Raw genomic sequence first — 16,664 nt, forward strand, 5'->3', positions numbered from 1 at the left:
TGCTGCTGCCCCATAATTATCAACAAAAATATATTTTAGTATGAAAATCACTTCAAAAATTCTAAATAGATATTTCCTGATATGTATCGTCCTTACTGCCATAAGCGCTAAGGCACAACAGGAACCTCAGTACACACAGTATATGTATAATACACTTACTGTAAACCCGGGTTACACAGGATCTCCGGGATTCCTTGAGGCCACGCTGCAGCACCGCTCGCAGTGGGTAGGCATAGACGGAGCACCCGAAACACAGGCACTTACCGTGCATGGGCCGGTAAACGACCAGATAGGACTTGGATTTAGTGCCGTAAACGATAAGATAGGTCCGTCTAACGAGGTATATCTTGACGGTAACTTTTCGTATACCATTCCGGTAAGTTTTAATTCTAAGATAGCATTTGGTTTAAAAGCCGGTGCCAAGATATTGAATATAGACTGGTCTAAGGGTACTTACTATCAGGGAGGCGACCCGCTTCTTAATACCAATATCAATAATAAGTTATCGCCATCGGTAGGTGCAGGGGTATATTATTATACAGATAAATGGTATGCAGGAGTATCTGTACCTAATTTTATACGGTCAGATTATTATGATGATGTGCAGGAAGCTGCGGTTTCAGACAGGCTTCATTATTATGTTATCGGGGGTTATGTTTTTAACCTTTCGGATAATTTAAAATTCAAGCCTGCCTTTATGGCAAAAATAGTATCGGGAGCACCTATAACAGCAGATATTTCGGCTAACTTCCTGTTGCAGGAAACTGTAACCCTGGGCGCTGCGTATCGTTTTGACGACTCTGTAAGCGCGCTGATAGGCTTTCAGGCCGGAAGAAATTTCTTTATAGGCTACTCGTATGACTATTCTGTAACAGAGCTTAACAAGTACAACGACGGTTCTCACGAAATTATCCTGAGATTTCAGCTTGTACCAAAAGCTACCCGAATCAAATCGCCAAGGTTTTTCTAAAATATACACATCATGAAGAGAAAAATATTTTTACTCAGCCTGTTATTATGCGCTACCGCAGGATTCTCTCAGTCTAAACTGAGGAAAGCCGACAGGCTGTTTGCCGAGTATGCTTATGTAGATGCGGCTAAAGAGTATGAAAAATACCTGGCCGATGCAAAAGAACCGGGTATAGAAACGATAAAGAATGCAGGCGATGCCTATTACTATACCGGTAACACGGCAAGTGCGCTGCGATGGTATTCTAAACTTGACGGCTTTACGGCCGGAGAGATGGACGACAAATATTTTAACCGCTATATCCAGTCGCTTAAAGCTGAGGGCAACCACCAAAAAGCGTATGACCTTACAAAAAAGAGGCTCGATGCAAAAGGTGACCAGGCAGCTATTACAAGGCTGATAAGCCAAAAGAAATACCTGGACAGCCTTAATGCTGCTCCGCCTAACTATAAACTGACGAATCTTGCCATTAACACGGATAAGTCAGACTTTGGGGCGGCATTTTACGGCAATCAGGTAGTGTATTCCTCAAGCAAGGATACTACAAAAGTGGGGGGAAAGACCTACAGCTGGACAGACCAGCCTTTCCTTGAGCTCTTTGTTGCCGACAGAAACGCATCTGACGGATCCTTGTTTAATGATAAAAAGTTTATATCGGGCGAGCAGACGCAGTATCACAATGCTACTGTTACCTTTAGCCCTGACAATAAGATGATGTTTTACAGCGCCAATGTGGTAAAGAAAAACGACAGGCTTAACAATGCTAAAGAGGGGACTAATAACTTTGAGATCATTAAAGGAAACCTGGACGGCGATAAGCTGACTAACGTAGAGAAGCTGCCGTTTAACAGCAAAGAATATTCTGTAGGGCATCCTGCATTATCGTCAGACGGTAAATGGCTGTACTTTGTGTCAGACATGCCGGGCGGCCTTGGTGAAACCGATATTTATGTAGCTGAGGTTTTTGGCGACGGGAAAGTGGGTACACCCCAAAACCTGGGGCCAACGATTAATACTACCGGTAAAGAAATGTTTCCTTTTGTAAACGATTCCATACTGTATTTTGCTTCAGACGGGCATTACGGAATGGGCGGGCTTGATGTTTTTGAGAGCCGAAGAATAAAGGATTTCCAGTTTTCTGAACCTAAAAACCTGGGTGCGCCGGTAAACAGCGGCCGTGACGATTTCTCCTTTATTATAGATAAGGAGAAAAAATACGGCTACCTGTCTTCGTGCAGGCCGGGAGGCAGGGGAGATGATGATATCTATTATTTTACAAGACAGGAACCGCCTTGCAGCCAGTGGGTATCTGGTAAGGTTACCAATGCCAAATACAAAATGGCAATTAACCTTGCCGATGTAAAGGTGCTGGATAAGTTTGGCGATGTGATTGCATCGGCAAAAACTAAAGAAGACGGTACGTATAAGGTTGAAGTGCCCTGCGGCAGTAAGATAAAGGTAGAGGCATCTAAGGAGAACCATACCAAAGCCGATAAGGAACTTGATATCAACAAGAAAAATGGTGAGGAGACCAAAAATGTTGACTTTGAGCTTAACAACTATGCCGACCTTATCAAGAAAGAAGATAACGTAGAGAAAGTAGACATTAATCCTATTTATTTTGATTATGATAAATATGCCATTACTGAGCAGGCTGCAACAGAGCTTGACAAGGTAGTGTATGTCATGAAAAACTTCCCTGCTATTGTTATCAAGATAGAATCGCATACTGACTCACGAGGTAAAGACGATTATAACCTTAAGCTATCGCAAAACAGGGCAAATGCTACCCACGATTATATTGTGGCAAGGGGCATAGACGCTTCAAGAATAGAGAGTGTTAAAGGTTATGGTGAGACCAGGCTTAGAAATAAATGTAAAAATGGAGTGAAATGTACTGATGCAGAGCATGCACTCAACAGGCGATCTGACTTTATCATTGTAAAAAAATAATAGTTTTTTGGATTACCAGTTTTTTTTACCGGGGAGGCATTCTGAAGGGGAGTGCCTCCCTACTTTTTTTGTATCCCGCCAATCGCTGTGAAAACATAAAAGAAGACAGCTGCTTTGCTACTCTGTGCATACATAAATTAAATATATCCTTGTATAATCTTTCTGAATTGTTACTTTTGTTGGTCGCAAAAAATGAGGAGTCATACTTTTTTAAGATTCCCTGCGTTTACTTAACCGATTAAAGCACATAAATTACGTTTTATAATGAAATTCAAAAAGGTTCTTTTAGGTCTTTGCCTGTTTGTTTCGGCAATGTCCTTTTCTCAGGAAGTAAAAAAAGAAGTGCTGTTTACCGTAGATGGCACACCATATTATACAGATGAATTTATAAGGGTTTACAAAAAAAACCTTGATCTTGTAAAAGACGATTCTCAAAAAGATCTTGACAACTACCTTAACCTGTTCATTGGCTACAAGCTAAAAGTGAGTAAGGCCAATAAATTGGGACTTCAGAACAATAGGAAATACCAAAGCGAACTTAAAACATACCGTACCCAGCTGGCTAAAAACTACCTTACAGACACTAAGGTTACAAAAGAGCTTACAGATGAGGCGTATGCCCGTTCTAAAAAAGAACTTAAGGCATCTCACATACTTATAACTGTAGATGAGAATGCAGCTCCTGCCGATACACTTAAGGCGTATAACAAAGCCGCCGAAGCAAGGAAAAAAGCACTTGCAGGTGAAGACTTTGGAAAATTGGCACAACAATATTCTCAGGATCCGTCGGCGAAAGAAAATCAGGGTGACCTGGGTTATTTTACCGTTTTCAGGATGGTATACCCGTTTGAGAGCGGCGCATACAATACTCCGGTAGGACAGATATCTAAAATAGTTAGAAGCCGTTTTGGCTACCATGTAATTAAGGTTACAGATATAAGGGACAACCGCGGCGATGTTACAGTGGCTCATATCATGATCATGAAGCCTAAAAAAGACAATCCTGAAGAGGCTGCAAAAGCAAAATCTACTATTGAGGATATCTATAAAAAATTAAAACAGGGAGAAGATTTTGCAGCACTTGCAAAACAGTTCTCTCAGGACAAATCTACATCTGCAGGTGGTGGTAAGCTAAACCGCTTTAACTCGGGCGAGCTAAGCTCTACTGTTTTTGAAGACCAGGCATTTGCACTTAAGAATCCGGGCGATATCTCGGCTCCGTTTGAAACACAATACGGATGGCATATTGCCAAGCTTATAGAAAAGAACGGCATAAAATCGTATGATGAGGTTAAGCCTGAATTTGAAAACAGGATACGAAAAGATGAGCGTTCTAAACTGATAGAGCATTCGCTTACCGAAAAACTTAAAAAGAAATACGTTGTTAAGAAAGATGCTGCAACCTACGCTAAGGTTTTAAAAGCGCTTAATGACAAGATCTACACACAGGGGTGGATATTGCCGGCTAACATAGATACCTATACCCAGACACTTTTTACCATTAATAAAGACAAGAAATATTCGGCTAAAGATTTTCTGTCGTATGTAGAGATGCAGCAAAAAGCAGGGCTTATAGTAAAACCGCTTTCTAAGCAGGTTGAGTTGTTATATAATGAGTATTCTAATGCAAAGCTTAATGCCTATTATAACGATAATCTTGAAGATGAATTCCCTGAATTTGGCATGGTTATGACAGAATACCGTGACGGCCTTCTACTGTTTGACCTTATGGAAAAGGAAATTTGGGAAAAAGCTAAAAATGATACAGTTGCCCTTGACGGATATTATAAAGCCAACATAAGCAAATACCAATGGAAAGAGAGGGTAGATGCAGAGATCTATTCGTCTACTAAGGAAGATATCATCAAGAAGGCAAAAAAATACCTTAAGAAAGGCAAAGGTGCCGATTATATTAAGGCTGAACTTAACAAAGATGGCAAAATAGAGGTCCTTGAGAAAAAAGGTGTTTTTGAAAAAGACAGCGATGGGCTTCCTAAAGTTAACGAATGGAAAACAGGAATATCTGACGTTATAAAAGATGGCGGATACTACTATGTTATCAAGACTAATAAGGTTACACCGGCAGGTCCTAAATCGCTTGAAGAAAGCAAAGGGCGTGTTATAAACGACTATCAGCAGCAACTTGAAAGTACCTGGATAAGCGATCTTGAAAAAGAATTTAATGTACAGGTAAACAAAGATGTTTTTGCAAAAGTTAAGAAACAGCTTAATCAGTAATGATAAAAAAAGCAGTACAGTTCTTATTGGTACTATGTGTTTGTTCCTGTAATCTTAAGAAGGAACAAAAGCCCCATGCCGTGGCACGCGTAGATGAGGAGTACCTTGATATATCTGAACTTAAGGGTATTGTTCCAGAGGGCACTTCTAAAGAGGACAGTATTGCTATTGTTAATAATTTTATAGACCGCTGGGCTTCGCAAAAGCTATTGTATAATGCAGCACAGGTTAACCTTAGTAAAGACAAGCAGGCAGAATATGCAAAGCTGATACGCCAGTATGAGATAGACCTGTATACGGGGGCCTATCTTGAAGAGGTGGTTAAGCGCAGTGTAGATACTGTGGTTACAAACGAAGAACTGGCATCTTACTACAAGGCCAATAAAGAAAATTTCAAGACTACAGGTGCACTTGTACGGCTAAAATATGTAAGGGTAGCCAAAGACCACCCTAAGCTTGCTCTTGTAAAAAGCAGGTTTTTGAGTGGTAATAAAAAAGATATCAAGGCTCTTAATGATATGGCTATACAGTTTAAAAGTTATGCCTTTAACGATACTACATGGGTGGATATGAACCAGATATATTCCAAGCTGCCGTTTATTACTCCTGAGAACAGGGATAAGTATGTAAGCGGAAGCATGGCGTATCAATATCCTGACTCTACCGACGTATATATAGTAAAAGTAAGCCGCGTGCTGGAGAAGAACCAGATCTCGCCTTTTGAATATATTAAGCCTACTTTACAGCAATTGATAATAAATAATAGGAAACTGGAGTTAATAAAGAAGTTTCAAAAAGAAATTACGGATGACGCGATTAAAAACAATACATATGAAGTTTATAAATAGCAGGCTTGCCCTGTTTTTGGCCATAGTTTTTGCAGGTATGAATATGGCTTTTGCACAAGAGATTATTCCCGAAATTAAGAAGGACAGTGTTAAGCCGGCACCAAAGTTTACCGGCAGGACGAAGATAGATGGTGTTGTTGCGGTTGTGGGAGATTTTGTTGTGCTGGATTCTGATATAGACCTTATGTACAGGGAGCTTCAGGCGCAAAATGTTCCGATTAAAGAAATTACGAGATGTGAGCTTTTAGGTAAGCTTATGGAAGATAAACTGTATGCACACCATGCAATACAGGATAGTATTATAGTAAGCGACGCCGATGTTAACGAAAAGATGAACAGGCAGATTGATTACTTTGTAGAGCAAATAGGCAGCGAAGACAAGATGGTTGCTTATTTTAAAAAGAAAAGCCTTGAAAATTTTAAGACTGAGCTTTTTGAAATGATAAAAAACCAGGAGCTTACAGAACGTATGCAGAAAAAAATCATTGATGCTGTAGAGATCACTCCCGAAGAGGTAAAACAATTTTACAACAGCTTTAAGCCTGAAGACCGTCCGGTATTTGGTGCGGAGCTTGAAGTAGCACAAATTGTGATAAAGCCCCAGGTTACCCAGGCAGAAAAACAAAAGGTAATAGATAAGCTGAAGCAGATCAAGAAAGAGATACAGGATGGCGCCAGTTTTTACAGTAAGGCGGTGCTTTATTCTGAAGACAGGGCATCCGGACAGAGTGGTGGTTTCCTTAAGATGGACAGGAAGACGCAGTTTGTTAAAGAGTTTAAAGAGGCAGCATTCAGCCTTCCTGAAGGGGAGATATCTGAGCCTGTTGAAACCGAATTTGGTTTTCACCTTATCTATATAGAAAAGATAAGGGGCCAGCAGCTTGATGTGAGGCATATATTGATGTCGCCAAAACCAAGCCCTGAAGATATCCAGAAAGCTAAAGAGAAAGCAATTAATATTAGGGAAAAGATAGTAAGCGGCCAGATTACATTTGCGGATGCAGCAAAATCAGAATCGGACGAAAAAGAAACACGTAATAATGGAGGGCTTCTTATAAATCCAAAAACGTTTACTAACCGTTTTGAACTTACTAAATTACCGTCTGAAATCTACAATGATATTGTAGACCTTAAAGATGACCAGGTGTCTCAGCCGATAAAATCTGTGGGGCAGCGTAACGATGTTATCTTTAAGATCATGAAGGTTACCGACCGTTTTGATGAGCACCCGGCAGATTATGCAAAAGATTATACTAAAATTAAGGATCTTGCCATTAAAGAAAAACAGATCAAAGAAATCGCTAAGTGGAGCGGTAAGAAAATAAAAGATACTTATGTTAAGGTTAACGGAGAATACCGCACGTGTAAGTTTGCCAACCAATGGGTAAAATAATTATAGGTTATTGTCTCTAAACTTTAGGTAAAGAGTAAAAATATTTATAAGTTTGAAGCCACGCCTATTGCGTGGCTTATTTTTTAATACAACAACCAATTAACGATATGTCAGACGTAGCAGCCATACAAAACTTAGTTCAGAGACAGAAAGAATTAAAGCAGGAGATAGCAAAAATAATCGTAGGTCAGGATGAGGTGGTAGCACAGATAGTGCTAAGTATTTTTGCAGGTGGGCACGCACTTCTTGTAGGTGTGCCTGGATTAGCAAAGACGCTTATGGTGAATACAATATCGCAGGCATTGGGGCTTGATTTTAAACGTATACAGTTTACACCCGATTTGATGCCAAGTGATATATTAGGTAGCGAAATACTGGATGAGAACCGCCAGTTCAAATTTATAAAAGGCCCAATATTCTCAAATATTATCCTTGCCGATGAGATTAACCGTACACCTCCTAAAACACAGGCTGCGCTTCTTGAAGCGATGCAGGAAAAAGCGGTTACTATCGCGGGGCATCATCATAAGCTTTCGCTGCCGTACTTTGTATTGGCTACCCAAAACCCTATTGAGCAGGAGGGGACCTATCCGCTGCCGGAAGCACAGCTGGACCGTTTTATGTTTGCTATAAAATTGGAGTACCCAACGTTTGAAGAAGAGGTTCAGGTGGTAAAAAGCACAACGTCTGATGCTAAAGTAACGATAAACCCGCTGTTTACAGCCGATGAAATACTAGAATTCCAGCACCTTATCCGCAGGATACCCGTTGCAGACAATGTGGTAGAGTATGCTGTAGGGCTTGTAGGAAAAACAAGGCCGGGCAATAAGCTGGCAAGCGAATTTGTAAACACTTATCTTGACTGGGGTGCAGGGCCCAGGGCTTCGCAAAACCTTATTCTTGCAGCCAAGACGCATGCCGCGCTAAATGGTAAGTTTTCTCCTGATATTGAAGATGTTCAGGCAGTAGCCACTGGTATACTCCGTCATAGGATAATTAAGAATTATAAGGCTGATGCCGAAGGAATTACTGAGGAAATGATAATAAGGAAGCTATTTTAAGATAACTTTTTGATTTTATCGCAATGTTAGTAAAATGTTTCTTTTTTATTTGTTTATGCAATAAAACAATCATATAATTGTAGTATATTTAAAGTACAACTATAATAAATATGAAAAAAACATTTGGCGCCCTCCCCGAGCTTTTTTTCATGGGAATGGGTTTGTTCTGGATTGCTGAACGATATTTTACATTGGGAAGTGTAAATTATTTCGCTCTGCTTATTACATGGTTACTGTTCTTGCAGTTTTTTTATAAAAACCGCCTGGCAGGACTAGTGTATGGTTTGGGGTTAGGTTCATTTTCCGTTTACAGACTCATATCGGTTATTTCCGGTTATTTCCATGGATCAGAAGCAGAAGTGTTTACGCAATCGGTAGTATTTAGTACTGTTTTGTATGGCATGGCCTTAGTAATGGCATCTGTAATGGTTTACAAGTATGTCACATCAAAAGTTCGTTACGACGAAAGTGTGCTTACGATAACTTTTTAGCAGCCTCAAAATTCACATTAAAACATTAGTTATGCCTGTAAATTATTACAGGCATATTTTTTTGGTAACAATACTAAAAGAGATATTTATTAGTTTTATAATGTAAACCAAACCAATACATTATGAAACGAATTACTAACCGTATTCCAGAAATTTTCTTCGGGCTTCTTTCCGTATACTGGATTATTGATAACCTTGGCGGAGGCCATGTTAATTATTATGCGATAGCTGCATTCCTAATTATAGTATTGCAGATCATCTATCAAAAACGTATTCCCGGACTCATTGCGGGTATAGTACTGGGCGCATTTTCATCATATATGATACTAGCAGTGATTTCAGATTACAACAGATCAGGCGGTAAGCTGGTGGAATATCTTGTCACAGCAGGCGGGATTTTTGGTATTGCGATAGTTATGGCCGCAGCAATGGTATATAAATTTGCTGTTTCGGAGGCTGATAGAACTGAAAATACTATCACCACAGCCTTATAAAAGTTGTAGAAAATATTAAAAAATAAAAGCCTTACGCAAATGTTTGCGTAAGGCTTTGTTTGTTTTTTAAGTAGAATGTTTTCAAATCTGCAATTTAAAATTAAAATATTGTCAATTCGTTAAGGAATGGTAGTAAACCTTAAATTTATTGATGTTTCTTCAGTAAAATAGAATGTTTATAAATAATAATTCTTTGAAATTAAAGAATAGGTAAAAATTTTTTAATTCATTTAGGAATGAGTAAATTTACAGACTTTTTTATAAACGAAAATAAACATTTAAAATATGGCTTTTGATAATATTTATATAGATTACATCAAAGAAATTGAAGAAAGAAAAGCCTTAGGACTTCACCCAAAACCAATTGACGGAGCAGAATTAATAAGTGCGATAATTGCTCAGATAAAAGATACAGATAATCCGCACAGAGCAGATTCTGTAAAATTCTTTATTTATAATACGCTGCCGGGTACAACTCCGGCTGCGGCTGTGAAAGCAGAGTTTTTAAAGGAAATTATTCTTGGTAAAGCAGTGGTTAATGAAATTTTACCTGCATTTGCCTTTGAATTATTGTCACACATGAAAGGAGGGAAATCAATCGAGGTGCTGCTTGATTTAGCGCTTGGTGATGATTTGACTATAGCAAGTGATGCGGCAAGAGTATTAAAAACACAGGTTTTCCTTTATGAAGCAGACACAGATCGTTTAAAAACAGCGTATGAAAGCGGAAATAAAATAGCTAAAGAAATTTTAGAAAGCTATGCGCAGGCTGAGTTTTTTACACAGCTTCCAGATGTGCCCGAAGAAATAAAAGTGGTTACATACATTGCTGCAGAAGGTGATATCTCTACCGATTTGCTTTCGCCGGGTAATCAGGCGCACTCGCGCTCTGACCGTGAATTGCACGGCTTGTGTATGATGACACCGCAACAGCAGCAGGAAATTAAAGATTTTCAGGTCCAGTTTCCTGATGCAAGTATAATGCTGATTGCCGAAAAAGGCACAATGGGCGTGGGTTCATCCCGTATGTCTGGTGTAAACAACGTAGCACTTTGGACAGGTAAGCAGGCAAGTCCTTACATTCCATTTGTAAATATCGCGCCGATTGTAGGTGGAACAAATGGTATTTCTCCTATTTTCCTAACAACTGTTGACGTTACAGGCGGTATAGGTGTAGACCTTAAAAACTGGGTTAAAAAACAGGATGCCGATGGCAACCTTGTTCGTAATGAAAAAGGAGAACCTGTTTTGGAAGAAGTTTATTCTGTTGCTACCGGAACAGTTTTGACTATAAATACAAAGAAGAAAAAATTATATAACGGCGACCAGGAACTGATTGACCTTTCTAAATCGTTCACGCCGCAAAAGTTAGAATTTATTAAAGCCGGTGGTTCTTATGCGGTTGTATTTGGTAAAAAAATACAAACATTTGCTGCCCAGACTTTAGGTATTGAAATTCCATTGGTATTTGCTATGTCAAAAGAAATTTCCCATGAAGGGCAAGGTCTTACGGCGGTAGAGAAGATATTCAATAAAAATGCAGTTGGCGTAACGCCGGGCAAACTTTTGTACGCAGGTTCAGACGTGCGTGTAAAGGTAAATATTGTGGGTTCTCAGGACACTACAGGCCTTATGACCGCGCAGGAACTGGAATCTATGGCGGCAACTGTGATCTCGCCAATTGTAGATGGTGCATACCAGTCAGGTTGTCACACGGCTTCGGTTTGGGACAAAAAAGCGCAGGCTAATATCCCGAAACTGATGAAATTTATGAACGATTTTGGTGTCATTACTGCCCGCGACCCAAAAGGCGTTTACCATTCAATGACTGATGTTATTCACAAGGTCCTGAATGATATTACAATAGATGAATGGGCTATAATCATTGGCGGCGACTCACATACCAGAATGTCAAAAGGTGTTGCTTTCGGAGCAGATTCCGGAACAGTAGCACTTGCATTGGCTACAGGTGAGGCATCAATGCCAATTCCTGATTCTGTAAAAGTTACATTTAAAGGCGAAATGAAATCGCATATGGATTTTCGCGATGTCGTTCATGCAACGCAAGCACAGATGCTGCAGCAATTTGACGGTGAAAACGTGTTCCAGGGAAGGATTATAGAAGTTCATATTGGTACGCTTCTGGCTGACCAGGCATTTACATTTACAGACTGGACAGCGGAAATGAAGGCAAAAGCCTCAATATGTATTTCGCACGACAATACCCTGATTGAATCATTGGAAATTGCGAAAAGCAGGATCCAGATCATGATTGACAAAGGTATGGATAACCACAATCAGGTACTGCAAGGTTTGATTGACAAAGCAAATAACAGGATTACAGAGATAAAATTGGGCTTAAAGCCGGCGTTAACTCCGGACGACAATGCACGATATTACGCCGAAGTTGTAATTGACCTCGACCTGATAGCAGAACCAATGATTGCCGATCCTGATGTAAACAATGAGGATGTTTCAAAACGATATACGCACGATACGATCCGTGCTATTTCTTACTATGGTGGCGAAAAAAAAGTTGATTTAGGCTTTGTAGGTTCCTGCATGGTTCACAAAGGCGATTTAAAAATCGTTTCCCAGATGCTTAAGAATCTGGAAGAGCAGCAGGGTGAAGTGAAATTTAACGCTCCGCTTGTTGTAGCTGCCCCAACGTATAATATCATTGACGAACTTAAAGCTGAAGGTGACTGGGATTTGTTACAGAAGTATTCAGGTTTTGAATTTAGCGACCTGTTGCCTAAAGGCGCAGCCCGTGTTGAATATGAAAATATGATGTATCTTGAACGTCCCGGCTGTAACCTTTGTATGGGAAATCAGGAAAAAGCTGCCAAAGGCGATACAGTAATGGCAACTTCTACACGTCTTTTCCAGGGGCGTGTTGTGGAAGACACCGATCGCAAAAAAGGAGAATCGTTACTGGCTTCTACACCGGTTGTTGTATTGTCGGCAATTTTAGGGCGTATTCCTTCTGTTGAAGAATACAAGGCAGCAGTTGTAGGTATAGATCTTACTAAATTCTCACCGGCTAATAAACAATTGGTAGGATAATTGATGTGTAAGCAAAAACAAACGTATAATATTAAACTATAAAATATATGGCTTTTGATATTGAAATGATCAAAAAGGTGTATGATACCATGGCAGAACGTGTTGACAAAGCCCGTGAGCTTGTTGGCCGTCCGCTTACACTTTCTGAAAAGATTTTATATTCGCACTTATGGGAGGGAAATCCTTCGCAGAGCTTTACCAGAGGTAAAGACTACGTAGATTTTGCCCCGGATAGAGTTGCCTGTCAGGATGCTACGGCACAAATGGCGCTTCTTCAGTTCATGCATGCCGGAAAGCCTAAGGTAGCAGTACCTACAACAGTACACTGCGACCACCTTATCCAGGCAAAAGTAGACGCTAAGACCGATCTTAAGCGTGCTAAAGAACAAAGCAATGAGGTTTTTGACTTCCTTTCTTCTATATCAAACAAATATGGTATTGGCTTCTGGAAACCGGGAGCAGGTATCATCCACCAGGTAGTTCTTGAGAACTATGCATTTCCGGGTGGTATGATGATCGGTACCGACTCTCACACGGTAAACGCAGGCGGACTAGGTATGCTTGCTATCGGTGTAGGTGGTGCTGACGCGGTAGATGTAATGAGCGGTATGGCATGGGAACTTAAATTCCCAAAACTGATAGGTGTAAAACTTACAGGTAAACTATCAGGCTGGACAGCTCCAAAAGACGTTATCCTTAAAGTGGCAGGTATCCTTACTGTAAAAGGTGGAACCGGCGCTGTAGTAGAATATTTTGGCGAAGGTGCAACGGCAATGTCGTGTACCGGTAAAGGAACCATCTGTAACATGGGTGCAGAAATTGGCGCTACCACTTCTACCTTTGGTTATGACGAGTCTATGGACCGTTACCTTCGTGCTACAAACCGTGCTGATGTGGCTGATGCTGCAAACGCAGTAGCGTCTTACCTTACAGGTGATGCAGAGGTGTACGCTAACCCTGAGCAGTATTTTGACCAGGTTATCGAAATCAACCTTTCTGAACTTGAGCCACACTTAAACGGACCTTTTACTCCGGATTTAGCTACGCCTATATCTAAAATGAGGGAAGAAGCCGAAAAGAACAACTGGCCGCTACAAATCCAGGTAGGCCTTATCGGGTCGTGTACCAACTCTTCTTACGAAGACATCTCACGTTCGGCATCGCTTGCTAAGCAGGTAGCTGAGAAAAACCTTAAAACTAAAGCACAATTTACGATCACTCCGGGATCTGAAGTAGTGCGTTACACTATAGAGCGTGACGGTTTCATCGATACTTTCGATAAAATTGGCGCTACCGTATTTGCTAATGCCTGCGGACCATGTATCGGTATGTGGGATCGTGAAGGCGCAGAGAAAGAAGAGCGTAACACTATCGTTCACTCGTTCAACAGGAACTTCTCTAAACGTGCCGACGGTAACCCTAACACGCTTGCCTTCGTAGGTTCTCCGGAACTTGTAACGGCACTTGCTATTGCGGGCGACCTTGGCTTTAACCCGATCACTGATAAACTGATCAATGAGAACGGCGAAGAGGTAATGCTTGACGAACCAACAGGTAACGAACTTCCTCCAAAAGGATTCGACGCTGAAGATCCTGGTTACCAGGCTCCGGCTGCCGACGGTTCGGGTGTTAAGATTGCGGTAAGCCCTGAGTCAGAGCGCTTGCAATTATTAGCTCCGTTTACGCCTTGGGACGGACAGAACATTACAGGTGCTAAACTGCTTATCAAAGCGTTTGGTAAATGTACTACCGACCACATTTCTATGGCAGGACCATGGTTACGTTTCCGTGGCCACCTTGACAATATTTCTAACAACATGCTAATCGGTGCGGTTAATGCCTTTAACCAAAAAACGAATAACGTTAAGAACCAGCTTGACGGACAGTATGAGCCGGTTCCTGCAACCGCCCGTGCTTACAAAGCTGCCGGTGTACCGTCTATCGTTGTGGGCGACCATAACTACGGTGAAGGATCTTCGCGTGAGCATGCTGCAATGGAGCCGCGCCACCTTGGTGTTAAGGCTGTATTGGTAAAATCGTTTGCCCGTATCCACGAAACTAACCTTAAGAAACAAGGTATGCTTGCGCTTACTTTTGCTAACGAGGCTGATTACGACAAAATACAGGAAAACGATACGATCAACTTCTTAGACCTTAAAGAATTTGCCCCGGGCAAACAATTAAGCGTAGAGTTTATCCATGACGACGGATCAAGAGATGTAATCCTTGTAAACCACTCGTACAACGAAGGCCAGATAGGCTGGTTTGTTGCAGGATCTGCACTAAACCTTATCGCTGCTGCAAGCAACGACGAAGTAAAAGCATAATTACGATCTTAGTTATATAATAAGAACTCCCGATGTAAGTCGGGAGTTTTTTTGTGTTCTTATATCATTCGTTACCGTTCTGTCATTTCGACCGCAGCGTAGCGAAGTGGAGAAATCTCTAATAGTTTGAGTGAAGCTGGCTCCCGCCGCGGCGGAAGGGGTTAGGGGTGTGTTGAAGCAGCCGTCAAATCGCTTATTGCGACACACCGTACTGGCCATCGCCTTTATCTCTTCGCTTCGCTGCGAGGATATTGGCTCTATCGGGGCTAAAAGCGTTCACGTTTGTTATAAAATATTTGTTCGTTAGAAAATAGTTTAAACTTAGTAAGTCTACTTACTGTCATACCAAATGCCTGAGCTATATTTCTTAAGGTTGTTATACGAATGTCCTTTGCTCCATTTTCGATAAGACTAATTTGATTTCGAGTTAGTCCACTGCGTTCAGCAAGCTCCTCCTGAGTCCAAAGGAAATGATTAATCCTCCAATGTCTAATTTCTCTACCCAGTACCTCCAAGACAAATTTATCATTCTCCTTCATAGCTCTCATATTATTAGAGCAAAGAAAATATTTTTATTAATTTAAGTCTACCCACGATATGGTGAAAATAGTTAAATTTATATAAGCAGCCATCAAAGCGCTTATTCCTACGCTTCGCACCCGCTATCGCCTTCATCTCTTCGCTACGCTGCGAGGATATCGTCTCTATCGGGGCTAGGTGTTTTTACATTTTTGTAAATCAGGTATTTATACTTATTTGCTTTTAAGGTAAATCATTTATATTCGCCCACATGTAGTAATGTTAGAAATTAAGTATATATAAGTTGATTGTGTAAGATATTAGAATTTATATTAGTGATGTTCTTTTGTGAAAATAAATAAATATGAGTGACCTTATAGATAAAGTAAAATTTGAAATTCTTTTGGATGACTCCTTTACAAATGTAAATAATGAGGTAGCTCTAATGCCAATCGATAAAAAACATGTCTTAAGCATAATAAACGATTTTGAGGATGGTGCATGGAGATATACAAAATTTCAAAATTTTATATGGGATAATATAAAGGAGACAGCCTTATCCGCCCGAGAGCGGGCTAGTCTAATAGACCAGGAACAATCCGCTCTTGTCCAATCTGCAAAGAAACTTAGACTTACAGATGGAGATGGTGATATTGGAAAAGGTAGTGAACTAGCAGAGATAGTCTTATATGGTATTATGAAACATCATTTCGGGGCATTACCAACTGTTCCTAAGATTTTTTATAAACAAAATAGTCAAGATAATGCTAAAGGTGCTGATAGTGTTCACATAGTCGTAAAAGATGGAGATTTTACCTTATGGTTTGGCGAAGCTAAATTTTATAATGATATTCAAGATGCAAGATTGGGTTCCATTGTCCAATCATTTGAGAATTCTTTAACGACAGAAAAGTTAGAACTAGAAAATAGTATTATAACAAATGTATCTGATTTGGATATCCTTGTTGACGATATAGATTTACGTAAAAAAATTTTAGATTTAATTTCCCCAGGGGTTTCTATGGATCAAATTAAACCTAAACTGCATATTCCTATATTAATTCTCCATCAATGTTCAATCACTGAAAAAAGTAACGTTCTATCTCAGGAATATAAAGATGAAATATTAGAATTTCATAAAGAGAGAGCACAATCATATTTTAAAAAGCAATTAAGTAAATTTTCAGAAACTTTATGGCTTTACTCAGAAGTAACTTTTCACATAATTTTGTTTCCCGTCCCTTCTAAAGAAGTTATAGTTAATAAATTTATAGACAATGTTGAATTTTTTAAAAATCAATAAA

Annotated in this window: 12 protein-coding genes; 11 read left to right on the forward strand and 1 reads right to left on the reverse strand. The window is 40.1% G+C overall.

Annotation, left to right across the window (positions count from 1 at the left end):
- Positions 1-40 precede the first annotated feature (40 nt).
- The 10 genes from R1T16_RS05435 (at position 41) to R1T16_RS05480 (ending at position 14,841) form a co-directional block, all read left to right on the forward strand.
- The gene (locus R1T16_RS05435) at positions 41-970 is read left to right on the forward strand and encodes a type IX secretion system membrane protein PorP/SprF (protein ID WP_317500072.1); all 930 of its coding nucleotides are present in this window, start codon (positions 41-43) and stop codon (positions 968-970) included.
- A 12-nt stretch (positions 971-982) separates the two neighbouring features.
- Entirely contained in the window at positions 983-2,923 is a 1,941-nt protein-coding gene (locus R1T16_RS05440) for an OmpA family protein (protein ID WP_317500073.1), read from the forward strand.
- Positions 2,924-3,187: 264 nt separating this feature from the next.
- On the forward strand, positions 3,188-5,161 hold the full coding sequence (locus R1T16_RS05445) for a peptidylprolyl isomerase (protein WP_317500074.1): 1,974 nt from the start codon (positions 3,188-3,190) through the stop codon (positions 5,159-5,161).
- Positions 5,161-6,009 (forward strand): peptidylprolyl isomerase, encoded by an 849-nt coding sequence (locus R1T16_RS05450; RefSeq protein WP_317500075.1) that lies wholly within the window; start codon positions 5,161-5,163, stop codon positions 6,007-6,009. The genes R1T16_RS05445 and R1T16_RS05450 overlap by 1 nt, the downstream gene beginning before the upstream one ends.
- On the forward strand, positions 5,993-7,402 hold the full coding sequence (locus R1T16_RS05455; protein ID WP_317500076.1) for a peptidylprolyl isomerase: 1,410 nt from the start codon (positions 5,993-5,995) through the stop codon (positions 7,400-7,402). The genes R1T16_RS05450 and R1T16_RS05455 overlap by 17 nt, the downstream gene beginning before the upstream one ends.
- A 107-nt stretch (positions 7,403-7,509) precedes the next feature.
- The gene (locus R1T16_RS05460) at positions 7,510-8,463 is read left to right on the forward strand and encodes a MoxR family ATPase (RefSeq protein WP_317500077.1); all 954 of its coding nucleotides are present in this window, start codon (positions 7,510-7,512) and stop codon (positions 8,461-8,463) included.
- Positions 8,464-8,573: 110 nt separating this feature from the next.
- The gene (locus R1T16_RS05465) at positions 8,574-8,954 is read left to right on the forward strand and encodes a hypothetical protein (RefSeq protein WP_317500078.1); all 381 of its coding nucleotides are present in this window, start codon (positions 8,574-8,576) and stop codon (positions 8,952-8,954) included.
- A 122-nt stretch (positions 8,955-9,076) separates the two neighbouring features.
- A complete protein-coding gene (locus R1T16_RS05470; RefSeq protein ID WP_317500079.1) occupies positions 9,077-9,448 on the forward strand; it encodes a hypothetical protein in 372 nt (123 codons plus the stop codon).
- Positions 9,449-9,733: 285 nt separating this feature from the next.
- Positions 9,734-12,514, forward strand: coding sequence for a bifunctional aconitate hydratase 2/2-methylisocitrate dehydratase (locus tag R1T16_RS05475; RefSeq protein WP_317500080.1), 2,781 nt, complete (start codon positions 9,734-9,736; stop codon positions 12,512-12,514).
- 47 nt (positions 12,515-12,561) lie between these two features.
- Complete coding sequence (locus R1T16_RS05480; protein ID WP_317500081.1) at positions 12,562-14,841, forward strand: aconitate hydratase; 2,280 nt, start codon at positions 12,562-12,564, stop codon at positions 14,839-14,841.
- Between the two features lie 266 nt (positions 14,842-15,107).
- Here the strand turns inward: R1T16_RS05480 and R1T16_RS05485 are convergent, their stop codons facing one another.
- Positions 15,108-15,380 carry a helix-turn-helix transcriptional regulator gene (locus R1T16_RS05485; protein ID WP_317500082.1) on the reverse strand — a complete coding sequence of 91 codons (273 nt, stop codon included), beginning with the start codon at positions 15,378-15,380 and terminating at the stop codon, positions 15,108-15,110.
- A 344-nt stretch (positions 15,381-15,724) separates the two neighbouring features.
- Between R1T16_RS05485 and R1T16_RS05490 the strand changes: the two genes are divergently transcribed.
- A complete protein-coding gene (locus tag R1T16_RS05490) occupies positions 15,725-16,663 on the forward strand; it encodes a DUF1837 domain-containing protein (protein WP_317500083.1) in 939 nt (312 codons plus the stop codon).
- Position 16,664: the final 1 nt, after the last annotated feature.

Source organism: Flavobacterium sp. DG1-102-2 (assembly GCF_033042555.1).
Classification (GTDB): domain Bacteria; phylum Bacteroidota; class Bacteroidia; order Flavobacteriales; family Flavobacteriaceae; genus Flavobacterium.